The organism is Pseudomonas fuscovaginae SE-1, assembly GCF_000364705.1.
In the GTDB taxonomy this organism is placed as follows: domain Bacteria; phylum Pseudomonadota; class Gammaproteobacteria; order Pseudomonadales; family Pseudomonadaceae; genus Aquipseudomonas; species Aquipseudomonas fuscovaginae_A.
On record NZ_AQOH01000021.1, the window covers coordinates 35,256 to 57,819 of the forward strand.

Genomic DNA, 22,564 nt, shown 5'->3' on the forward strand with positions numbered 1-22,564 from the left:
GCCGAGGCTAATGTGCACGGTGCGCAGCGTCAAGCCGTAGGCGAGTGTAGTTGTCGCCGGGGTTCGCAACAATCCTGCATATCGGCCATTTATCCAGACGGATACGAGGGTGGTGGCGTCCTGTCCCCGTCCTGGTCTACACTCGTCGGGTTCTTGTCGGGGTGCCTTGCTAGGAGGCTGAGATCGGATAATCCGGATCCCGTTGAACCTGATCAGGTTAGCGCCTGCGTAGGGAACAAGATTGCTCGTCTCCCGGCGAGTCCTCTTGTGCTTCGTCCGGGGTGTTGTTCGACAATCGAACAACGTTCGTCCGGGCAAGGCACAGCGCCAGTCATGGTGCGTCCGTGCACTTCAGGTTCGTCCCGACAATCCACCTGGATGCAGTCTGGAGAGCCCGTGATGAGTACAAGATTAAAAGACGCCGCGAACCTCAGCGATTCGGCCAAGGTCGACGAGCAGTCGGTTCAGCCTTTCCCCCGCTCGCAAAAAATCTACGTCCAGGGTTCGCGCCCGGATATCCGCGTGCCGATGCGCGAAATCAGTCTCGACGTGACCCCGACCGACTTCGGCGGCGAGATCAACGCGCCGGTGCTGGTCTACGATACCTCCGGTCCCTATACCGACCCGAACGTGACCATCGATGTGCGCAAGGGCCTGGCCGATGTCCGTTCACCATGGATCGACAGCCGTGGCGACACCGAGCGCCTGGCCGGCCTGAGCTCGAACTTCGGCCAGCAGCGCCTGGCCGATCCGGAGCTGACCAAGCTGCGCTTCGCCCACGTCAACAACCCGCGCCGGGCCAAGGCCGGGGCCAACGTCACCCAGATGCACTATGCCCGCCAGGGCATCATCACCGCCGAGATGGAATACGTCGCCATCCGCGAGAATCTCAAGCTGCAGGAGGCCCGCGCCGCCGGCCTGCTCGACCAGCAGCACGCCGGCCACAGCTTCGGCGCGAGCATTCCGAAAGAGATCACGCCGGAATTCGTTCGCGAGGAAATCGCCCGCGGCCGCGCGATCATCCCGGCGAACATCAACCACGTGGAACTGGAGCCGATGATCATCGGCCGCAACTTCCTGGTGAAGATCAACGGCAACATCGGCAACAGTGCCCTGGGTTCTTCCATCGAGGAAGAAGTCGCCAAGCTGACCTGGGGCATCCGCTGGGGTTCGGATACGGTCATGGACCTGTCCACCGGCAGGCACATCCATGAAACCCGCGAGTGGATCATCCGCAACTCGCCGGTGCCGATCGGTACCGTACCGATCTACCAGGCCCTGGAAAAGGTCAACGGCGTGGCCGAGGACCTGACCTGGGAGCTGTTTCGCGACACCCTGATCGAACAGGCCGAGCAGGGCGTCGACTACTTCACCATCCATGCCGGCGTGCTGCTGCGCTATGTGCCGCTGACCGCCAAGCGGGTCACCGGGATCGTCTCTCGCGGCGGCTCGATCATGGCCAAGTGGTGCCTGGCGCACCACAAGGAAAACTTCCTCTATACCCACTTCGAGGAAATCTGCGAAATCATGAAGGCCTACGACGTCAGCTTCTCGCTGGGCGATGGCCTGCGCCCGGGCTCGATCGCCGACGCCAACGACGAAGCGCAGTTCGGTGAGCTGGAGACCCTGGGCGAGCTGACCAGGATCGCCTGGAAGCATGACGTGCAGTGCATGATCGAAGGTCCGGGCCACGTGCCGATGCAGTTGATCAAGGAGAACATGGACAAGCAACTGGAGTGCTGCGACGAGGCGCCGTTCTACACCCTCGGCCCGCTGACCACCGACATCGCACCCGGCTACGACCACATCACCTCCGGTATCGGGGCGGCGATGATCGGCTGGTTCGGTTGCGCCATGCTCTGCTACGTCACGCCCAAGGAGCACCTGGGGCTGCCGAACAAGGATGACGTGAAGACCGGGATCATCACCTACAAGATCGCCGCCCACGCCGCCGACCTTGCCAAGGGCCATCCGGGCGCGCAGATCCGCGACAACGCGCTGAGCAAGGCGCGTTTCGAGTTCCGCTGGGAAGACCAGTTCAACCTCGGCCTGGATCCTGACACCGCGCGGGCGTTCCATGACGAGACGCTGCCCAAGGACTCGGCCAAGGTCGCGCATTTCTGCTCCATGTGCGGACCGAAGTTCTGCTCGATGAAGATCACCCAGGAGGTTCGCGACTACGCGGCCAACCAGCGGATCGAGGCGGTCGACGCGGAGGCGGTGCAGGGCATGGCGGAGCAGGCCGAACGCTTCAAGCGCGAGGGCAGCCAGTTGTACCAGAAGGTCTGACCCGGTTCGGACTCCTGTGGCGAGCGGGCTTGTCGGATCGCCGCACCGCCGCGCTGGGGCGTGAAACGCCCCTGAAACCAGGCAACCCGGTGTATCAGATACACCGGGTTGCCCGTTTTTACGACTGCTTCGCAGTCGAGCGCGGCGGTGCGGCGTCCCGACAAGCCCGCTCGCCACGGGTCCGCTTATATTTCTGCTTTTCCTGAGAGGACAACCGTGCATACTCCCAGCGCCTATTCTCCCGACCTCGCCGTGCCGCTCGACAAGCGCGTGTTCGGCGCGCGCGATCTGTTTTCCCTGTGGTTCTCCCTCGGTGTCGGCCTGATGGTGCTGCAGACCGGCGCCCTGTTGGCTCCGGGCCTGGGGCTGTCCGGCTCGCTGCTGGCGATCCTCCTTGGCACGGCGGTTGGCGTGCTGCTGCTGGCCGCTGTCGGCGTCATTGGCAGCGACACCGGCCTGGCCGCCATGGCCGCGCTGAAGTTGAGTCTCGGCCGCTATGGGGCGAGCCTTCCGGCGGTCCTCAACCTGCTGCAACTGGTGGGCTGGGGCGCCTTCGAAATCATCGTCATGCGTGATGCCGCCAGCCTGCTCGGCGGCCGGGCGTTCGGCGAGGGCAGTGCATTGGCCAATCCGCTGCTCTGGACCCTGCTGTTCGGGGCGCTGGCGACCCTGCTGGCGGTCAGCGGCCCGTTGACCTTCGTGCGCAGGATCCTGCGCAAGTGGGGCATCTGGCTGCTGCTGGCGGCATGCCTGTGGCTGACCTGGAACCTGTTCGCCAAGGCTGACCTGGCTGCGCTGTGGGCCCAGGCTGGAGATGGTTCGATGACGTTCGCCGTGGGCTTCGATATCGCGATCGCCATGCCGCTGTCCTGGCTGCCGCTGATCGCCGACTACTCCCGCTTCGGCAAGCGCGCACAGGGCGTGTTCGGTGGTACCGCACTGGGCTTTTTCATCGGCAATCTGTGGCTGATGAGCCTTGGCGTGGTCTACACCCTGGCCTTCGCGCCGAGTGGCGAGGTCAATGCCCTGCTGCTGGCCCTGGCGGGTGCGGGGCTGGGCATACCGTTGCTGCTGATCCTGCTCGACGAGTCGGAGAATGCTTTCGCCGACATCCATTCGGCAGCGGTTTCCAGTGGCATCCTGTTGCCGCTGAAAGTCGAGCAACTGGCCCTGGGCATCGGCGTGATCTGCACCTTGATCGCCTGCTTCGCACCCTTGGCGCAATACCAGAACTTCCTGCTGCTGATCGGTTCGGTGTTCGCGCCGCTGTTCGGCGTGGTGCTGGCCGACCACTTCATCCTGCGTCGGCGTGGTGTCCGGAGCGAGCAGTCAATCCTGCGCTGGTCGGCAGTGTTGGCCTGGCTGGGCGGTGTTGCCACCTATCACCTGCTGGCCAACTTCCATCCGGAGCTCGGCGCGACCCTGCCTTCGCTGCTGCTGGCAGGGTTGCTGCAACTGCTGCTGGGCAAGGTCTTCACCGGCGGGCGGGAAACCGCTCGGGCTTGAGGATGCCGTTGAGGCTTGAGTAGTCGACTTTCAGGTCGATCAGGCCCATGGCGTAGGGGGCGATGGTCTTCACGTTGTACTTGAGCAGCACGCCGTCGCTGGTCAGGGCGACGTTCGGGGTGGTCTGGAACGGCCATGTGCGAACGAAGTCCTGATCGGCGCGGTTGCCGATCTGCCAACTGTTGTGGGCGACCTTGACCCGTTTCCAGAAGGCTTCTTCCTGGCCCGGCAGCAGCATGTCCTGGAGGGTCAGGGCTTTGTGTTCCTCACGTGACCAGTTGATGAAGCCGCGCTCCGGCGTGCCCTGGGGGGTACCGTTGTCCAGGTAGCTGACCAGTTCGATGATCACCAGTCCGTCATGCTGTTCGAGTACCTTGGCTTGCAGGTAGCTGCCCTGGCGACTGGCGGCGGTGGCGAGGAACTGGTCCTGGTAGGCCTTGAGCGAGGTCGGCAGCGGCGTGACGTGGGTCATCTGCAGCAGCCGGCGCTCTGCCAGGCTGTCCAGTTGCGGTTCGCCCGGGAAGTGCACCGTATCGATGTTCACCAGCGGGCAGTCCGGGTCGTTGCAGCCCGGCTTGACCTGTTCCCACGCGTCGCGCTTGAACTCCAGCGGTTTCTGCGTGGCGGGTTGGAGCAGACTCTGGCAGGCACCCAGGGTCAGGGCGATGCAGGTCAGCGAGGCGATTTTTAGAAACGACATGTACGTCCTTCGTCAGCGAAAGATAGGTCAGGGAGAGCGTGCTTTGACTGTCAGCGGCGAACTCGGTTCGCCACTACGCTAATTAGAGTAGGTTTCGATGGCAGCCGTCCATCCCGACGATGGGAAAGTGGCTGCATCAGCGGGTGTCGGCGCGTTAGGATGGCGCGAAGTCGAGGGGGAGCCTCGCCGCAACAGCCAAGAGGATCAACATGACCGACATCAGCAAGTCCAGTCCGACGAACGTCGAGATCATTCGCCGGGAGAACTGCTTCAAGGGCTTCTACCGGCTCGATCGCCTGCACCTGCGTCATGAACTGTTCGCCGGTGGCATGGGCAAGGAGATCAATCGCGAGGTGTTCGTGCGCCATGATGCGGTGTGTGTCCTGCCCTACGATGCCCGGCGCGACGAAGTGGTATTGCTGGAGCAGTTCCGGGTCGGGGCCATGGGCAAGACCGACAACCCGTGGATGGTCGAGCTGGTGGCCGGCCTGATCGACAAGGACGAGCAGCCGGAGGAGGTGGCCCATCGCGAGGCACAGGAGGAAGCGGATCTGCGACTGCAGGCGCTGTGGCCGATCACCCGCTACTTCCCGTCGCCTGGCGGCAGCAACGAGTTCGTTCATCTGTACCTGGGGCGCTGCCAGACCGAAGGTGCCGGCGGCCTCTACGGGCTGGTGGAGGAAAGCGAGGACATCCGGGCCACGGTCTGGTCCTTCGATGACGCCCTGCAGGCGGTACGCGACGGGCGGATCATCAATGCGGCGTCGATCATCGCCCTGCAATGGCTGGCGTTGAATCGTGCCGAAGTGAGGGGCTTATGGTCGTAAGTCTGCTGCGCGAGCGTTATCGGGTCGATCTGGTCGGGCTGCAGGCCGCTTGCGAGGCGAACTATGCCCGCCTCATGCGCCTGCTGCCCGAGATGCGCGACCAGCAGCGCGCCCGCCGGATTGCCGTGACCCAGGGCGACCAGATGCTCGGGGTGCTGGCCCTGGAGGTGTTGCAGGACTGCCCCTACACCACCACCCTGCTGGTCCGCCAGGAACACAGCCTGCCGTGGTTGCCGGTGCCCCAGTTGCAGGTGCAGGTCTACCACGATGCGCGCATGGCCGAGGTGATCAGCGCCGAGCATGCGCGGCGCTTTCGCAGCATCTACCCGTACCCGAACGCGGCGATGCACCAGCCGGACGAGAAGGCCCAGCTCAACATCTTCCTCGGCGAGTGGTTGAGCCACTGCCTGGCTTGCGGTCATGAATTCGAGGCGGTCCGCTAGGTTGTATCCGGCTAAATGTGAACTGTGCCCGTTTTCAGCCATTTCCTCTTTGCAGGTTCCCTGACCATAATTGCGCGCAACGCGGTTTTGAACGAATCGGTTAGAACCTGTCCAGCCAGCAATTCCCGGGAGAGCGCCTTGTCGAGCGTAGTCACTCAATCGACCACCACGGATCCGGTGCTGTTGGTCCAGCTGTCCGACAGCCACCTGTTTGCCGAGACGGACGGCACTCTACTGGGCATGAATACCCGCGACAGCCTGCAGCGGGTGATCGATTGTGTCCTGGCCGAGCAGCCGCGTATCGACCTGTTGCTGGCCAGCGGCGATCTGTCCCAGGACGGTACGTTGGAGTCCTACCAGTGCTTTCGCCGGATGAGCGGGCGTATTCCGGCGCCGGCCCGCTGGTTTCCCGGCAACCACGACGAACTGCGCGAAATGGCTGCGGCCGCCGCTGGCAGCGACCTGCTGGAACCGGTGGTGGATATCGGCAACTGGCGCGTGACCCTGCTGGATTCCGCGGTACCCGGTTCGGTGCCGGGGTTCCTGCAGGATGATCAGTTGCAACTGCTGGAGCGTTCACTGAGTGGGGCGCCGGAGCGCCATCACCTGATCTGCCTCCATCACCACCCGGTATCGATTCAGTGCCCCTGGATGGAGCCGATCGGCTTGCGCAATCCGCGGTCCCTGTTCGCCGTGCTGGAGCGCTTTCCCCAGGCACGGGCCTTGCTCTGGGGGCATATCCACCAGGAATTCGACCGCGAACACCAGGGGCTGCGCCTGCTGGCGTCGCCTTCGACCTGTATCCAGTTCGCGCCGGGCAGCGAGGATTTCAAGCTCGACGACAAGGCCCCCGGCTACCGCTGGCTGCGCCTGCATCCGGATGGTCAACTGGAAACCGGCATATCGCGGATCCAGGGCTTCGAGTTCACTGTCGACCATAGCGGCACGGGTTACTGAACTTCCCCAATATCGGTAGGAATTATCTCAGGGCGAGTCATGGCCCCGGACTCAGGCTAAACTGCGCGTCTTTGCCTGGCGCCTGGAGAGCGATGACATGTCCGGTTCGATCCTGTATATCCACGGTTTCAACAGCTCGCCCGAGTCGAAGAAGGCCACGCAACTGATGGCGGTGATGGCGAGCCTGGGCTTGAGTGGGCAACTGCGAGTCCCGGCTCTGCACCATCATCCGCGCCAGGCGATGGTCCAGCTCGAGGCGGCGATCGCCGAGCTGGGACGTCCGCTGCTGGTCGGCAGCTCGCTCGGCGGCTACTATGCGACTCACCTGGCCGAGCGCCATGGCCTGAACGCCCTGCTGGTCAACCCGGCGGTCAGTCCGCACCGGCTGTTCGACGGCTTTCTCGGCCCGCAGCAGAACCTCTACAGTGGCGAAACCTGGGAGCTGACTCTTGACCACGTGACGGCCCTGGCTGCGCTGGAAGTGCCGCCGCCCCAGGATCCGCAACGGTTTCAGGTATGGTTGCAAACGGCCGACGAAACCCTTGATTATCGCGCCGCGCAACACTATTACCGGGCGTGCGCCTTGCGGATCCAGGCCGGCGGCGACCATGGTTTCCAGGGCTTTGCCCGACAATTGCCGGCGTTGCTCAGTTTTGCCGGCATCGGTGCCGATAAGTACCAAGCGATCGATTTCTCCGCACTTTGAGAATGACCCCCATTCATAGACGACTGATGAAGAGACCCCATGGCCACTCCCAGCGCTAGCTCCTATAACGCAGACGCCATCGAAGTCCTCTCGGGCCTCGACCCGGTGCGTAAGCGTCCGGGCATGTACACCGACACCAGTCGGCCGAACCACCTCGCCCAGGAAGTCATCGACAACAGTGTCGACGAAGCCCTGGCCGGGCACGCGAAGTCGGTGCAGGTCATCCTGCATGCCGACCATTCCCTGGAAGTCTGCGACGACGGTCGCGGCATGCCGGTGGACATCCACCCGGAAGAGGGGGTGTCCGGCGTCGAACTGATCCTCACCAAGCTGCACGCCGGCGGCAAGTTCTCCAACAAGAACTACCAGTTCTCCGGCGGCCTGCACGGCGTGGGGATCTCCGTGGTCAACGCCTTGTCGACCCAGGTCCGGGTCAAGGTCAAGCGCGACGGCAACGAGTATCAGATGACCTTCGCCGACGGCTTCAAGGCCACCGAGCTGGAAGTGGTCGGTAGCGTTGGCAAGCGCAATACCGGGACCAGCGTGTACTTCTCGCCGGACCCCAAGTACTTCGATTCGCCGAAGTTTTCCGTCAGCCGCCTCAAGCATGTGCTCAAGGCCAAGGCGGTGCTGTGCCCGGGGCTGCTGGTCAGCTTCGAGGACAAGGGCACCGGCGAGAAGGTCGAGTGGCATTACGAAGATGGCCTGCGCTCCTACCTGGTGGACTCGGTCAGCGAATTCGAGCGCCTGCCGAACGAGCCGTTCTGCGGCAGCCTGGCCGGCAACAAGGAGGCGGTCGACTGGGCCCTGCTGTGGTTGCCCGAGGGCGGCGACAGCATCCAGGAGAGCTACGTCAACCTGATCCCGACCGCCCAGGGCGGTACCCATGTCAACGGCCTGCGCCAGGGCCTGCTCGATGCCATGCGCGAGTTCTGCGAGTTCCGCAGCCTGCTGCCACGCGGCGTCAAGCTGGCCCCAGAGGACGTCTGGGAGCGGATCGCCTTCGTCCTGTCGATGAAGATGCAGGAGCCGCAGTTCTCCGGGCAGACCAAGGAGCGCCTGTCGTCCCGCGAGGCCGCCGCGTTCGTTTCCGGCGTGGTCAAGGACGCCTTCAGCCTGTGGCTCAACGCCAACCCCGAACTGGGCATGCAGTTGGCCGAGCTGGCGATCAGCAACGCCGGACGTCGCCTGAAGGCGAGCAAGAAGGTCGAGCGCAAGCGCATCACCCAGGGGCCGGCGCTGCCGGGCAAGCTGGCCGACTGCGTCGGGCAGGACCCGCTGCGTTCCGAACTGTTCCTGGTCGAGGGTGATTCCGCCGGCGGTTCGGCCAAGCAGGCGCGGGACAAGGAGTTCCAGGCGATCCTGCCGCTGCGCGGGAAGATCCTCAACACCTGGGAAGTCGATGGCGGCGAAGTACTCGCCAGCCAGGAAGTGCACAACATCGCCGTGGCCATCGGCGTCGACCCGGGCGCGGCGGACATGAGCCAGCTGCGCTACGGCAAGATCTGCATCCTCGCCGACGCCGACTCCGACGGCCTGCATATCGCGACCCTGCTCTGCGCATTGTTCGTCCAGCATTTCCGCCCGCTGGTGGATGCCGGCCACGTCTACGTGGCGATGCCGCCGCTGTACCGCATCGACCTCGGCAAGGAGATCTTCTACGCGCTGGACGAAGCCGAGCGTGACGGCATTCTCGACCGCCTGGTGGCCGAGAAGAAGCGTGGCAAGCCGCAGGTCACCCGATTCAAGGGCCTTGGCGAGATGAACCCGCCGCAACTGCGTGAAACCACCATGGACCCCAACACGCGGCGCCTGGTGCAGTTGACCCTGGACGATTTCGCCGCGACTGCGGAAATCATGGACATGCTGCTGGCGAAGAAACGCGCCGGCGATCGCAAGACCTGGCTGGAGTCCAAGGGCGACCTGGCGGAGGTGCTGGTCTGATGCGCAGAGCCCTTGCGGCGCTGTTGCTGCTGGTCGCATGGCCGGCATTCGCCGATTCGGTACCGGAGCTCAGGCTGTTGTCCGAGCATCCGGTCGAGGGTATGCGCGGCGGAAATCTGTCCGGGTTGGCGCTGTGCGGCAGTGAGTTGTGGACGATCTCGGACCGTGACGACGACCTGCTCTATCGGTTGGACACCTCGAGCCGGGTCTGGAAGGCCGAGGGCATGCACCTCGAGGTGCCTTCGGTACCCGACGGTGGCCTGTCCTGGGGGCTGCGCCTGAAGGTCTGGGCCGCTTCGTTCATTCGCGGTGGCGAGCTGGACTTCGAAGGGGTGAGCTGTGATGACGCGGGCAACCGCTATATCGTCAGCGAAGCCCACGCGGCGGTGCTGAAGGTGCCGCCAAGCGGCGCGCCACAGTGGCTGGCGATCACCCCGGAACTGGTGAGCGAGGCCAGGGACAACGGCATGCTCCTGCACTTCAATGCCGTGTTCGAGGGCCTGGCGGTCAGCCCGGCGGGCGACCGGCTGTGGCTGGCGGCCGAGCGCGAGCGACGTGGCCTGTTGCTGCTCAAGCGGCAATCGGCGCAATGGGACTGCGAGGGAAGCTGCGTGCTGATGAGCGAGGACGGCAGCGAGATGCAGCCGCCGCAGTTCCCGAATGCCAAGGCCGTGACGCGGGACTTTGCCGATCTGTCGCTGTTCGACGGCAAGCTGTTCACCCTGGAGCGCAACGCCTATCGGATCTGTCGCCGTGATGCGCAGACCGGCGCGCTCGAGCGGTGCTGGTCGTTCGCCGCCGAAGCGCTGACCGAGCCGCGGCGTTATCCACAGAACTACGGCCTCGCCGAGGCGCTGGTGGTGGATGCCGACGGGGCCTGGATCGGCCTGGACAATAACGACGGGGCCCGTGCCGACGGCGAGGCCCGGCCGATCGTCTGGCGCTTCGCCGCGCCGGAAGGCGGCTGGAGTGCCCGGCCGTGAGCCAGCCGCCGCCCGGCCAGCGTGCCGGTCGCGTGCTGATGATCATGGCCTGGTGCGCCGGGCTGTTTCTTGCCACGCGCTTTTTCGGGCAATGGGAGGAGCGTCAGGAAAACCCCAACAGCGTCGTCACCTCGCAACAGGGCGAGGGTTACGTGGAAGTCCAGCTGGCTGGCAACAGCCAGGGGCATTTTGTCGCCAACGGCCGGATCAACGGCGCGCCGGTGCAGTTCATGCTCGATACCGGGGCCACCGATGTGGCGATTCCGCTCGAAGTGGCCGAGCGGCTGGGCCTGGAGCGGGGCCCGTCGGTCACTGTCAGCACGGCCAACGGGCGTGCCGAAGGCTACCGGACCCGGCTCGACCGCGTGCAGCTGGGCGATATCATCCTGCGGGATGTGCGCGCCCTGGTGGCGCCGGGCCTGGATGGCGAGCAGGTATTGTTGGGCATGAGCGCTTTGAAGAAACTTGAATTCACCCAGCGTGGCGGCACCTTGCTGCTGCGCCAGACTACGAACTGATGAGGCCCGCATGAGCGAATCCCTTGATCTCAGCCTGGATGGCGTGGAACGCCGGTCACTGGCTGACTTCACCGAACAGGCCTACCTCAACTACTCCATGTACGTGATCATGGACCGTGCACTGCCGCATATCGGCGACGGTCTCAAGCCGGTGCAACGGCGGATCGTTTACGCCATGAGTGAGTTGGGGCTGGACGCCGACGCCAAGCACAAGAAGTCCGCCAGGACCGTCGGTGACGTGCTCGGTAAGTTCCACCCCCACGGCGATTCGGCCTGCTACGAGGCGATGGTGCTGATGGCGCAGCCGTTCAGCTACCGCTACACGCTGGTGGACGGCCAGGGCAACTGGGGGGCGCCGGATGATCCGAAATCCTTCGCCGCCATGCGCTACACCGAGTCGCGGCTGTCGCGTTACTCCGAAGTGCTGCTCAGCGAACTGGGCCAGGGCACCGCGGACTGGGTGCCGAACTTCGACGGTACCCTCGAGGAACCCGCGGTGTTGCCGGCGCGTTTGCCGAATATCCTGCTCAATGGCACCACCGGTATCGCCGTGGGCATGGCCACCGATGTCCCGCCGCACAACCTGCGGGAAGTCGCCAATGCCTGCGTGCACCTGCTCGATGAGCCCAAGGCCACGGTCGAGGAGCTGTGCAAGTTCGTCCCGGGCCCGGACTATCCGACCGAAGCGGAAATCATCACGCCCCAGGCCGATCTGCTGAAAATCTACGAAACCGGGCGCGGCTCGGTGCGCATGCGCGCGGTCTACCGCGTCGAGGATGGCGATATCGTGGTGCACGCCCTGCCGCATCAGGTCTCCGGGGCCAAGGTGCTGGAGCAGATTGCCGCGCAGATGCAGGCCAAGAAGCTGCCGATGGTCGCCGACCTGCGCGACGAGTCCGACCATGAACATCCATGTCGTATCGTGATCATCCCGCGCTCGAACCGGGTCGATCCCGAAGAGCTGATGCAGCACCTGTTCGCCACCACGGACCTGGAGTCCAGCTACCGGGTCAACATCAACATCATCGGCCTGGACGGCAAGCCGCAGCTCAAGAATCTGCGTTCGCTGTTGGTGGAGTGGCTGGAGTTCCGGGTCAATACCGTCCGTCGCCGCCTGAAGTTCCGCCTGGACAAGGTCGAGAAGCGCCTGCACCTTTTGGACGGCTTGCTGATCGCCTACCTCAACCTGGATGAAGTGATCCATATCATCCGCACCGAGGATCATCCACGCGCCAAGCTGATCGAGCGTTTCGCCCTCAGCGAGATCCAGGCCGACTACATCCTCGACACCCGTCTGCGCCAGTTGGCGCGGCTGGAAGAGATGAAGTTGCGCGGTGAGCAGGACGAACTGCTCAAGGAACAGGCCAAGCTGCTGGCGCTGCTCGCCAGCGAAGCGAAGCTGAAGAAACTGGTGCGCAGCGAGCTGCTCGCCGATGCCAAGACCTATGGCGATGACCGCCGTTCACCGATCGTTGCCCGGGCCGAAGCCAAGGCTCTATCGGAAAACGAACTGATGCCCACTGAGCCGGTGACGGTCGTTCTGTCGGAAAAAGGTTGGGTTCGCTGTGCAAAAGGTCATGATATTGACGCCACCGGTTTGTCCTACAAGGCCGGCGATGGCTTCAAGACCGCAGCGGCCGGACGTTCCAACCAGTTTGCGGTGTTCATCGACTCCACCGGCCGCAGCTATTCGGTGGCAGCCCATACGCTGCCATCGGCGCGTGGCCAGGGTGAGCCGCTGACCGGTCGTCTGACGCCGCCGCCGGGCGCCAGCTTCGAGTGCGTTCTGCTGCCGGAGGACGAAGCGTTGTATGTGATCGCGTCCGATGCGGGTTATGGGTTCGTGGTCAAGGGCGAGGACCTGCAGGCCAAGAACAAGGCGGGCAAGACATTGTTGAGTCTGCCCAATGGTTCGAAGGTGATGGCGCCGCGGCCGGTGAGCGATCGCGAGCAGAACTGGCTGGCGGCGGTGACCACTGAAGGTCGCCTGCTGATCTTCAAGATCAGCGACTTGCCACAGTTGGGCAAGGGCAAGGGCAACAAGATCATCGGTGTCCCCGGTGAGCGGGTGGCCAGCCGCGAAGAGTACGTCAGCGATCTGGCCGTGCTGCCGGAAGGCGCGACGCTGGTGCTGCAGGCCGGTAAACGCACCTTGTCGCTCAAGGCCGACGACCTGGAGCATTACAAGGGCGAGCGCGGACGTCGGGGCAACAAGTTGCCGCGTGGCTTCCAGCGCGTCGACGCGTTGTTGGTAGAGACTGGCAATTAGTCCGGTACAGTGTGCCTGTCCTGTATTTTTAGCGCAGGATAGACGCCGCAACACTGGAGTAACGGCGCATATTCACGGATGATATGCGCCTCTTGGGCGGCCGCGTCGCGGTGCGCCCGGACGAATTTTCTGGATCAGACTGTGGCATGCCTTGCGGCGGCCACCTGGATGGGATGATGACTGTTCTGCGCCTTCCTTTAATGTTGCTGCTCACCGGCGTGCTCGGTTTGGCCGGTTGCAGCGTTAACAAGCCGGTTTCCTTATATCAGCTGGACAGTGGCACGCCGGGCCAACCTCAACAAAGCGCGGGCATGTTCGTGGTACTGGGTCCTGTCACCCTGGCCGATTACCTGCAACGCGAAACCCTGCTGCAACGCCAGCCGGATGGCAGCCTGACGGCGGCGACCGATGGTCGCTGGGCGGGCAGTCTGTCTTCGGATATCAACCAGTTGCTGGTCCGGCAACTGGCCTGGCGGCTCGATAGCCAGCGGGTGGTGCTGTCGCCGGCGACGGCGGGTGCGACGCCGGACGTGCAGGTATTGCTGTCGATCACCCGCCTGGACTCCGGCACCAAGCAGCCGGCGGTCCTCGATGCCCAATGGCGCCTGCTGGATCGGCGTGGCCAGGTACGGGACAACCGTATCGTGCATCTGGAGCAGCAGCATGCCGGTACTTCGGCGGCGCAGGTCCAGGCCCAGGGCGAGCTCCTGCAACGTCTGGCCGAGCAGTTGAGCGTGGCGCTCAAGCCGCTGGCCAACCAGCCGCCGGTCGCCGAAGTGCGCAACAAGCCTTCAGCGCCAGCGCCGACCAAACCGGCCGAACCGCAAAAGCCGAAGATCCCTATGGCCACACCCATCCGTACGGATATGGAAGTGTTCCGCTTCTGAGGCAATCGACAACAAAAAGCCCGCACTCGTTGCGGGCTTTTTGTTGTCGCTGGTTTTGCCGAAGCGGACCTACCTGCTACCGCTTTCGTGCATCCGTGCCAGTTGGCGTTCCAGCATCGATGGATAGGGCTCCATCAGCCGTTCGACGCAGCAGGCGCCCTCGGGGCTGGCGATCGGACGGATGCGGGCGCGCTGGCGAATCAGCGGATCGTCGCTGATCTGGCGCTCCACCAGCAGCAGGTTGCGGCTGTGTTGCGACAGGGCCAGGGCGTCCTGGGCGGTTTCGGTCAGCAGCAGGTCGATCTGACTGACGCCGAACAGTTCTTCGCCAAGGGTCAGGCCCAGTTGCAGTTGCAGGGTGATGCCGCTGTCGGCGACTTCGATCTGTAACTGATGGCCCAGCGCCCTGAGCAGTTCACCGCAGCAGATGGCATTGGTCAGGTAGTCGTCGCCGCTGTCCTCGGTATGGAACAGCATCAGCGTGCTGCCATCGTTGAGGGTGTGCAGTTCGCTCTGGTAGAGCGAGGCGGCCTGGTCCAGACAGTCGCGATAGCGCTCCAGCAGTTCGGTCAGGCGGGCTCTTGGCAGGCGCCGCAACTGGTCCTGGGCACCCAGTTGCACGGCCAGCACCGCACTGTGCTGGGGGTGTGCCGCCGCCACCGGCTTCGCCACGGCAGCGGCCGAGCCCTGCGGGCTGTCGCGCAGGTCGGCGAACGGATCTTCCTCGTCGTCCAGTTCCAGCTCGTCGTCCACATGACGTGGCACGGGGCGTGGTGTCGGCCTGGCTGGCGCGGTTGTGCCGTTGTCGAAGCTCGGATCACGCAGGTTGCGAACCTGGAAGCCTGGTCCGGTGGGCACTGGTTCTTCGTCGTCGTGATCGTCGTAGTCGATTTCCGGCTCGGGCTCCGGTTTCGCCGGGGCAAAGCGCGAATGCAACTGGCGGGCGAGGTCGCCGATCTCGTCCTGACGCCGGGTGGCCGGGGTATGTTCGTCCATGTCCCGCAACCAGACCCGCAATTGCAGCAGCGGCGTCGAGATATGCCGGCCCAGGCGCAGGCTCAATGCCAGGGCCAGGGCCAGCAGGATGGCGCTGAGAATGCCCATGCTCTGCAGGCTGATGGTCATCGGCTGCTGGAACTGGGCCATGTCCAGGCTGATCCGCAGGTTGCCGGCGGTCACGTCCTGGAAGGTGATCTTGGTCTGGTAGACGCCCTCGGTTTCGCCCAGCAGGCCGCTTTTCGGGCGTTGACCGGCTTCGGCGAGGATCCGATTGTCCACGCTGTAGATCGCCGCATGGGCCACCAGCGGGTTCTTCGTCAGGTTGTTGAGCAGCACGTTGAGGCTGAGGATGTCGTTGGACACCAGCAGCTCTGTCGCCGAGGTGGCGGTCTGGGTGGTCAGGCTCTGGCCAAGGGCATCGGCCTGCTGGTGCATGGCTTCCTTGAACTGCAGCCCCATCACGCAGGCGTAGATGACCAGCGCCAGCGCGACGAGAATCACGTTGTGGCTGGCAATACGCAGTGCAATCGGTACCCGGCGGTGACGCAATGCCCGGAAGATCAGCAGGAAGAAATTATCGGTTTTGACTGGCGTGGGCCGGTTCACTGAGCGCGGCTCTTTTGTCCGTGAAGTTGACGCGCAGTATAGCGAGAGGCCCTAGACCGGCAAAGCGCTGGCGGTGCCGATGGTCACTGAAAGTGGGTAGAATGCGACTTTTTTAACGAACGGGGGTGCGCTTTGCGCGAAATCGTCCTGATTAACATCACCGGTGGCGACCGTCCGGGTCTCACCGCGGCCATTACCGGCGTGCTGGCGCAAGGTGGTGTGAACATTCTCGACATCGGTCAGGCGGTTATCCACGACACCCTGTCGTTCGGCATCCTGGTCGAGGTACCCGGTGGCGAACAGTCGCCGGTGCTGCAGCAGGTGCGGGCCACGGCCGATGGCCTGGAGCAGCACGTGCGCTTCACGGCGGTCTCGGAAGACGACTACCGGCGCTGGGTCGACAGCGAGGGCCGGGATCGGCATATCGTCACCCTGCTGAGCCGCAAGGTCACGGCCGAGCAAGTGCAGCGGGTCAGTGCGATCACTGCGCGCCACGGCCTGAACATCGAACGTATCGACCGCCTGTCGGCGCGTCTGCCGCTGGACGTTTCGACAGACTTGAGCAAGGCCTGCATCGAGTTTTCGGTACAGGGGGCGGTAGCCGACCTGCCGGCGTTGCGCGCCGAATTTCTGGGCCTGGCCCAGGAACTGAGTATCGACGTGGCCTTCCAGGAGGATTCACTGTTCCGTCGTAACCGGCGCCTGGCGGTATTCGACATGGACTCCACGCTGATCGAGGCCGAAGTCATCGACGAATTGGCCAAGGCCGCGGGCGTTGGCGAGCAGGTGTCGGCGATCACCGAGCGGGCGATGGCCGGCGAGCTGGATTTCCGCGCCAGTTTCAAGGAGCGCCTGGCGCTGCTCAAGGGGCTTGACGTCAGTGTGCTGGACTCGATCGGCGCCTCGCTGCGTCTGACCGAAGGCGCCGAAGTCCTCTTTGCCGAACTCAAGCGCCTGGGCTACAAGACCGCGATCCTGTCCGGCGGCTTCACCTACTTCGCCCGGCAGTTGCAGGCCAGACTGGGGATCGACTACGTCTTCGCCAACGAGCTGGAAGTGGTCGACGGCAAGTGCACCGGTGTCGCGATCGAGCCGATCGTCGATGCCCAGCGCAAGGCCGACCTGTTGCGCGAGTTGGCCGGCAAGGAAGGCCTGAGCCTGGAGCAGACCATTGCGGTGGGGGACGGTGCCAACGACCTGCCGATGCTGGCGATCGCTGGCCTGGGTGTGGCGTTCCGGGCCAAGCCGCTGGTCAAGCAATCGGCCAGGCAGGCCATCTCGACTCTTGGCCTGGATGGGGTGCTGTACCTGCTGGGCCAGCAGGACCGTCACGGTCGCAACTGATCGCCCGCTTTCATGGGGCCGGTTGCGGCCTGTAGGAGCCGGCTTGCTGGCGATAGCGATTCAACAGGCGGCAGCCATCCTGGTGAATGGCCGCCTGAGGCGGATCCTCGGAACGCCGCCCGCGGCAAGCCGGCTCCCACAACGGTTCTGCGGTCCACCTTGTTGGCGGGGCTGGCGCCCTATAGCGTCTTCCACAATGAGCCGAAGTCTTCCTCGGGGCTGCTTGCAGAGCCTCCCGAGGCTTCGTTCCTGGCCGCTGCCGGTGGCTCGAACAGCCGATACTCGAACTGGTTGAAGCTGCCGGTACTGGCCTTTCGGTTATTCAGCCCGGCGCGCCGTTCTTCTCCATGGGTGTTGATCATCACCTTGTGGCCTTCCTGGAAAGGCAGGCGCGGTGCCAGCAGGGTGGCGGGGACGCCGATGGCGCTGATCTCCGGCAACAGCAGGGCGCGCAGGTACTGGCTGTTTTCCTCGCTGTTGCGCAGCAGTTGCAGGCCGCATGGCTGGGCATGCGGTGCGATCAGCTCGATACCCATCTGCGTCCCGCCGCTGCGCACCTGGCGAATCCAGCGCACGACCGCGACGCTCCAGCCCTGGGACGTCGCATCCTGAATGCCCACCAGTTCGCCCGCCTGCAACTGGCTGGGTACTTCCCGTGGCCAGGCCAGGCAATAACCGCCAGGACTGTGGTTGATGATTTGCAGGCTGAAGGTCGGGAAGTCCTCGGCGCTGTTGGCCGCCGCCTGGCTGACCTCGGCCTCTGTCGGGTGATACTGGATTTCCTCGTAGGGCAGCAGTGTGTCGGCGCTGCCATAGCGTTCGGCATCGAAGGCCAGGCTCCAACTGTCCTTCTGGTTGCTGTTGGCCAGTTGTGCAGTGAAATGCGCGGTGCGGTTGGCGGCCGGACTTTTGAGAATCTCGCTGAAGGAGCGTTGCCCGCCCAGGTAGAAATGCAGGGCGCTCATGCCGATGCATAGCGTCAGGGAGCCCTGTCCCGGTGTACGCTGGAAGCTTCGCTCGGCTGATTCGCCCCAGGCTGCGCAGAGGTGCTGCAGAGTGTCCGGGCTCAAGCCGCTGGGCACCAGCAGGCGCGAGTGGCTGCGCTGTTCGGCGGGCAGGTCGAGGTATTCCTTCATGGCCTCGACCAGTGCCAGGGTATTGATGCCCATCAGGCCGGCCTGTTGCCCGGCGGTGAACAACGAAGTGTAGCGGGGAGGTGCATCTGCCAGCGGGGCAACGGCGAACAGGCTCGATGCGAGGCTGGCATCCTGCAGCTTGACCAGCATGCTCCAGGGTTCCAGGACTTCGGCCAGGCGGGCGATATTGTTCTGGCGCATCTGGTTGCAACGTGAGCAGCCCAGCAGCAGTGCGACGATGTAGGTCTGCTCGATGGTCAGGGACTGGGTCTGGCTGGCCAGTTCGTCACGTACCGGGCTGTGCTGCAACTGATGCGCAATGGCGACCTGGTACAACTGGTGCACTTCGAGCCACAGGCCTTCCGGCACCGGGCAATACAACTGGCTGGCCCGGACCAGCGGGCCGTTGAGGCAGTGCAGGGCGCGCTGCACGGCCATGGTCAGCAACCCGGCGCGCTCCTTGCCGAACCTGGACGCGACGCGCACCGCGATCTGCTTGTAGCCAATGGCCAGATGATTTTGCAAGGCCTGGCAGAGGTTGGCGACCTTGCGTGGACGCTCATCGAGCACGACGGACTGGTTGAGGAAGTGCCGCTCAAGGTGTTTGCAGACGTAATACACCTCGGGACGCATCAGTTCGAGCAACTGCAGGCGGTTTTCGCTGGGGGTGAGCAGTTGGTTGAGCTCGGCCAGGCCCTGGTACAGCAGGCGCGCGGTTTCTCCGAGATTGGCTTTCGGCAGTTCGGCGATCCAGCGTCTCAGGTCACGCGGTGTGCCATCGCAGAATGACAGGCTTGGCTGCGTGGGTATTGGCGCGCGCAACAACAGATGGGGGCTCGGATTGCTCATCTAACGGGCCAGCTCCAGCAAGGAAAACGTGCATCATCCATCGGCAAGGTGACAAAAAATTGGTGGCAATATAATGCCACGACTCTAACAGCAATGCGGTACAGGTGCATCGTTGCCGATCAGGTCAGGTTGCGACCGATTGTCCGTGGCGTGGCCTCGTGGACTCGAGCAGTGCCGGGTCGCGAGGCCACCAGCCTATCAGGCGTGCTTGGGCAGGCCCAGGCCCTGGCCCATGGCCACTGTCGAGCCGGCCGCCAGGCCTTCGGCCCATTTCACCTGATCTGGGCCGAACAGTACGATGGCGGTCGAGCCCAGCTTGAAGCGCCCGAGCTCAGCACCCTTTTCCAGATGGATCGGCGCACGGGCGGCTTCATCGTAGCGGAACGTCTTGAGCTCGCGCTTGGGGGGCGTGACCAGACCGGCCCAGACGGTTTCGACCGAGGCGACGATCATCGCGCCGACCAGCACCACGGCCATTGGCCCGCGCTCGGTGTCGAACAGGCAGACGACGCGTTCGTTGCGGGCGAACAGTTCCGGTACGTTCTCGGCGGTGGTCTGGTTCACCGAAAACAGGCGGCCTGGTACGTAGACCATCTCGCGCAGGGTGCCGGCCAGCGGCATGTGCACCCGGTGGTAGTCCTTGGGCGACAGGTAGATCGTGGCGAAATCACCGCCCATGAACGGTGCGGCAAGTGCGGCATCGCCCCCCAGCAGTTCGAGGGCGCTGAAGCTGTGGCCCTTGGCCTGGAATATCCGGCCGTGCTCGATCGGGCCGAGCTGGCTGACGGCGCCGTCAGCCGGGCAGAGGATCGCCCCCGGGGTCGGGTCGAGCGGCCGCGCACCGTCTTTCAGGGCGCGGGTGAAAAAGGCGTTGAAGTGTTCGTAGGCGGTCAGGTCTTCAACCAGTGCCTGGGACATGTCGACCTGGTAGCGCTTGGCGAACCAGGCGGTGAAGGCGTTCTTGAACCAGCGTACGCGGCATTCGGCGATGCAGCCGGCCAGGCGCGACAGCAGGTGGTGGGGCAGCAGGTACTGGCTGAGGATGAACAAACTCTTTTTCATCAAGGATCCTTGGGAATCTCAAATCTCTACAGGGGTGTCGGGGTGATTGCCCCATTCGCCCCAGGAGCCGGCGTAGCCCTTGACGCGCGGATAGCCGAGCGCCTTGGCCACCAGGTAGGTGAAGCCGGAACGGTGGTGGGTCTGGCAATGGGTGATCACTTCCTTGTCGGCAGTGATGCCCAGGCTGTCGAGGATCGCCGGCATATCCTGGCGGATGCGCAGGCTGCGTGCCTTGTCCATGCCGGCTGTCCATTCGAAGTTGACCGCGCCGGGAATGTGTCCGCCCCTGGCGGCCAGTACCTTCTCGCCGGAATACTCCAATGGGCCGCGGGCATCCCAGATCGCCAGGTCGGCCGCGCCCAGGCGCGACTGCAGGTAATCGCGGGTGGCGGTCGGCTCGTCGTGCAGGGTCAGGGTGACCGGGCCACCGGCAACCGTCGGAATGTCCTCGGACACCGGCAGGCCTTCGTCCAGCCACGCCAGCAGGCCACCATCCAGATAGTGGTAGCGGGTATGGCCGATGACATCCAGCAGCCAGATGAAGCGTCCGGCCCAGCCGCCGCCTTCATCGTCGTAGACCACGTAGACCGCGTCCGGGTTGTGGCCCAGTTCGCCGAACAGGGCTTCGAGCGCTTCTTGCGGTGGCATCAGCCCCGGAGCCGGTGGCTGGCCCAGCTGGGTTCGCTTGGGGTCGACGAAGCGGGCGCCGGGAATATGCCCCGCGCCGTAGCGGGCGCTGCTGGTCAGGTCCACCAGGATCAGGCCGGGGGTGTCGAGGCGCGGCAGCAGATCGCTGGGCTCGATTACCAGCGGCAAGCCAGAGAAGTCAGGCATGTGGGTTCTCCTGGACGCAAAGGGGAGGATTGTAGCGCAAGCTTCAGGCGCTGCGGTTGGTAAAGGCGTGCAGCGCCTTTTCGATGCATTGCACGGTTTTGCCGAAGGCTTGCACGGTGATCTCCGAGAACGGCACGCCCTCCTGGTCGGCCAGCACCACCATTACCACTCGACCGTTGTTGCTCAGCGAGCGCAGCAGCAGATGTTCGCCGGGAAGAAACTGCGCCCGCAGGCTGTTGGGCAGCAGCGCCTGGAACTGGCGGGCGTTTTCTGGCGACAGGCGAATCTGTGTCGGCTGGCTCATCAGTCGTTGCAGGAGCGTGCTCTGGGCCACCTGCAGGATCAGATTGTTCGCCTCGGCGGGAAGGCCGGCGGTCTGGTGGACCCGCAGGGCGCTGCGACTGCGATCGGTCATCAGGATCATCACCCGGCGCAGGCCGCAGGCCGCCAGGGCATCGCGGGCCACGGTGGTCAGGTGCATGGCGTTGGTGAAACGGCTGGGTTCTGCCAGCAATTGCGCGCAGTGCCGGCGCCAGAGGCCCATCGCCTCGGCGCTGGGGGCGGCGGCCGGCAGCAGGTCGGCATGCATGCGGCGCACATGCCACGGCCAGATCAGTGCTTCTGCCGGGTGCCACAGATCCTGCATCGAATGCTGGTTGGCGCTCTGGGCCGCCTGTTGGTGGATCTGCTGCTGCAACTCGTTCATCGGTTGTTGCAGGTAGAGGCTCGACAGGTACTGCCAGCGCAGACAGTGCGGGCTGTCCCAGGCCTGCTGCGCCGCCACGGCCAGGCCGTTGGCCAGCAGTACGGTGTTGGCGGGCTGGTTCAGCCAGCGGCGCAGTTCCGGGTCGGCATCCAGTCGCTGTTGCTGATGCAGGGGATTCCCGTCGTCGCGAGCGATATGCAGCGCCTGCACGAGGGTCTTGCGTTCGTTCAGCAGCAGTTGATAACCCTGGGTCACCCAGACCGGCAGGCGCCAGAACTCGGCCATGGCCAGGCACAGTTCCGGCAGGCGCACGCCGAACAGCTCCCGTTCGACCTTGGCGGCGGGTTCGTGTTTGTACAGCACCCGCAGCTCCCAGGTTTCGAGCAGCTTGGGATGGGTCAGTGCCAGCGGCCAGAGTGGGGCCAGGAACAGCAGGCTGCCCCAATGGATGTCCTGCCAGAGCCTGGCCAGGCGTGCGGCGAACAGGCCGTTGGCCTGTTGGCTGGCGTGCTGGCTGATCAGTTGCAACTGGCGCAGGGCGACCGGGATGTCTTCCGGCAGTCGCGCGGGGAGGCGTTCGAGCAACTCCTCGGTACGTTTCAGGCCGAGGCGATTGATCGCGATCTCAAGGTTTTCGGCCGGCTCGGTCATGCTGCCGTGGGTGTGATGATTGGCTTCGCAGATCACGCTCAGTGCCAGGGCTGGGCTATCCTGCATGAGTTCGGCAATGTCGCGCAGCGAGCTGCGGCTGTCGCGAATGGCCCGGCAGACGCGGTCATGACTATCCTGCGGGACGGGCAGGCGCACGTCCTGCAGCAGCCGTGTCCAGCCTTGCAGGGTGTTCGGTCTTGCACTGGACACAGCCGTTCGATTCGTCATGATTAAGCGCGATCATCATCATTGGTGCGCCCGGGGTGGGCCTGGCGGCGCTCTGCTGGCCCCGCCGCCGAGGCCATGCAGTGCCGGTTTTCTGGCTTTTCGCCTGAACTGGCTATAGTC

At 64.4% G+C, this 22,564-nt stretch carries 18 protein-coding genes and 1 riboswitch; of the genes, 12 read left to right on the top strand and 6 right to left on the bottom strand.

The features are described 5' to 3' along the window. The first annotated feature begins 147 nt into the window (after positions 1-147). Positions 148-252: riboswitch (TPP riboswitch) on the top strand. A gap of 147 nt (positions 253-399) precedes the next feature. Further along, complete coding sequence (gene thiC / locus K675_RS0103075) at positions 400-2,289, top strand: phosphomethylpyrimidine synthase ThiC (RefSeq protein WP_017902042.1); 1,890 nt, start codon at positions 400-402, stop codon at positions 2,287-2,289. Between the two features lie 216 nt (positions 2,290-2,505). Next, positions 2,506-3,795, top strand: a complete 1,290-nt coding sequence (cytX, locus tag K675_RS0103080) for a putative hydroxymethylpyrimidine transporter CytX (protein ID WP_017902043.1) — start codon at positions 2,506-2,508, stop codon at positions 3,793-3,795. On the opposite strand, the gene K675_RS0103085 is transcribed toward cytX, so the two are convergent. After that, positions 3,764-4,495, bottom strand: a complete 732-nt coding sequence (locus K675_RS0103085) for an RsiV family protein (protein ID WP_017902044.1) — start codon at positions 4,493-4,495, stop codon at positions 3,764-3,766. The two genes, cytX and K675_RS0103085, sit on opposite strands and share 32 nt — an antisense overlap. Before the next feature lie 209 nt (positions 4,496-4,704). Between K675_RS0103085 and K675_RS0103090 the strand changes: the two genes are divergently transcribed. The 9 genes from K675_RS0103090 (at position 4,705) to K675_RS0103130 (ending at position 14,029) form a co-directional block, all read left to right on the top strand. After that, the gene (locus K675_RS0103090; protein ID WP_017902045.1) at positions 4,705-5,322 is read left to right on the top strand and encodes an NUDIX domain-containing protein; all 618 of its coding nucleotides are present in this window, start codon (positions 4,705-4,707) and stop codon (positions 5,320-5,322) included. Continuing rightward, positions 5,313-5,765: a DUF1249 domain-containing protein gene (locus tag K675_RS0103095; RefSeq protein ID WP_017902046.1), complete on the top strand. Its 453-nt coding sequence runs from the start codon at positions 5,313-5,315 to the stop codon at positions 5,763-5,765. Before K675_RS0103090 ends, K675_RS0103095 begins: the two co-directional genes overlap by 10 nt. Before the next feature lie 138 nt (positions 5,766-5,903). After that, positions 5,904-6,722, top strand: coding sequence for a 3',5'-cyclic-AMP phosphodiesterase (cpdA, locus tag K675_RS0103100; protein WP_017902047.1), 819 nt, complete (start codon positions 5,904-5,906; stop codon positions 6,720-6,722). A gap of 97 nt (positions 6,723-6,819) precedes the next feature. Beyond that, positions 6,820-7,428, top strand: a complete 609-nt coding sequence (locus K675_RS0103105) for a YqiA/YcfP family alpha/beta fold hydrolase (protein WP_017902048.1) — start codon at positions 6,820-6,822, stop codon at positions 7,426-7,428. A gap of 39 nt (positions 7,429-7,467) precedes the next feature. Beyond that, the gene (gene parE, locus K675_RS0103110; protein ID WP_017902049.1) at positions 7,468-9,372 is read left to right on the top strand and encodes a DNA topoisomerase IV subunit B; all 1,905 of its coding nucleotides are present in this window, start codon (positions 7,468-7,470) and stop codon (positions 9,370-9,372) included. Beyond that, the gene (locus tag K675_RS0103115) at positions 9,372-10,355 is read left to right on the top strand and encodes an esterase-like activity of phytase family protein (protein WP_017902050.1); all 984 of its coding nucleotides are present in this window, start codon (positions 9,372-9,374) and stop codon (positions 10,353-10,355) included. The genes parE and K675_RS0103115 overlap by 1 nt, the downstream gene beginning before the upstream one ends. Further along, positions 10,352-10,873, top strand: a complete 522-nt coding sequence (locus K675_RS0103120) for a retropepsin-like aspartic protease family protein (RefSeq protein WP_017902051.1) — start codon at positions 10,352-10,354, stop codon at positions 10,871-10,873. The genes K675_RS0103115 and K675_RS0103120 overlap by 4 nt, the downstream gene beginning before the upstream one ends. 10 nt (positions 10,874-10,883) lie before the next feature. Continuing rightward, on the top strand, positions 10,884-13,142 hold the full coding sequence (parC, locus tag K675_RS0103125) for a DNA topoisomerase IV subunit A (RefSeq protein WP_017902052.1): 2,259 nt from the start codon (positions 10,884-10,886) through the stop codon (positions 13,140-13,142). A gap of 200 nt (positions 13,143-13,342) precedes the next feature. Continuing rightward, positions 13,343-14,029 carry a PqiC family protein gene (locus K675_RS0103130; protein ID WP_017902053.1) on the top strand — a complete coding sequence of 229 codons (687 nt, stop codon included), beginning with the start codon at positions 13,343-13,345 and terminating at the stop codon, positions 14,027-14,029. Between the two features lie 69 nt (positions 14,030-14,098). Here the strand turns inward: K675_RS0103130 and K675_RS0103135 are convergent, their stop codons facing one another. Further along, positions 14,099-15,634: an AhpA/YtjB family protein gene (locus K675_RS0103135; protein ID WP_017902054.1), complete on the bottom strand. Its 1,536-nt coding sequence runs from the start codon at positions 15,632-15,634 to the stop codon at positions 14,099-14,101. A gap of 132 nt (positions 15,635-15,766) precedes the next feature. Here K675_RS0103135 and serB point away from each other — a divergent pair, with 132 nt between their 5' ends. Continuing rightward, positions 15,767-16,978, top strand: coding sequence for a phosphoserine phosphatase SerB (gene serB, locus K675_RS0103140; protein WP_017902055.1), 1,212 nt, complete (start codon positions 15,767-15,769; stop codon positions 16,976-16,978). A 179-nt stretch (positions 16,979-17,157) separates the two neighbouring features. On the opposite strand, the gene K675_RS0103145 is transcribed toward serB, so the two are convergent. The 4 genes from K675_RS0103145 to K675_RS0103160 all read right to left on the bottom strand — a co-directional run bounded on the left by K675_RS0103145 (position 17,158) and on the right by K675_RS0103160 (position 22,444). Beyond that, complete coding sequence (locus K675_RS0103145) at positions 17,158-18,963, bottom strand: hypothetical protein (RefSeq protein WP_017902056.1); 1,806 nt, start codon at positions 18,961-18,963, stop codon at positions 17,158-17,160. 198 nt (positions 18,964-19,161) lie between these two features. After that, a complete protein-coding gene (asd, locus tag K675_RS0103150) occupies positions 19,162-20,025 on the bottom strand; it encodes an archaetidylserine decarboxylase (protein ID WP_017902057.1) in 864 nt (287 codons plus the stop codon). An 18-nt stretch (positions 20,026-20,043) separates the two neighbouring features. Next, positions 20,044-20,859, bottom strand: a complete 816-nt coding sequence (locus tag K675_RS0103155; protein WP_017902058.1) for a rhodanese-like domain-containing protein — start codon at positions 20,857-20,859, stop codon at positions 20,044-20,046. A 43-nt stretch (positions 20,860-20,902) separates the two neighbouring features. Beyond that, a complete protein-coding gene (locus K675_RS0103160) occupies positions 20,903-22,444 on the bottom strand; it encodes an HDOD domain-containing protein (RefSeq protein ID WP_026144875.1) in 1,542 nt (513 codons plus the stop codon). Positions 22,445-22,564: the final 120 nt, after the last annotated feature.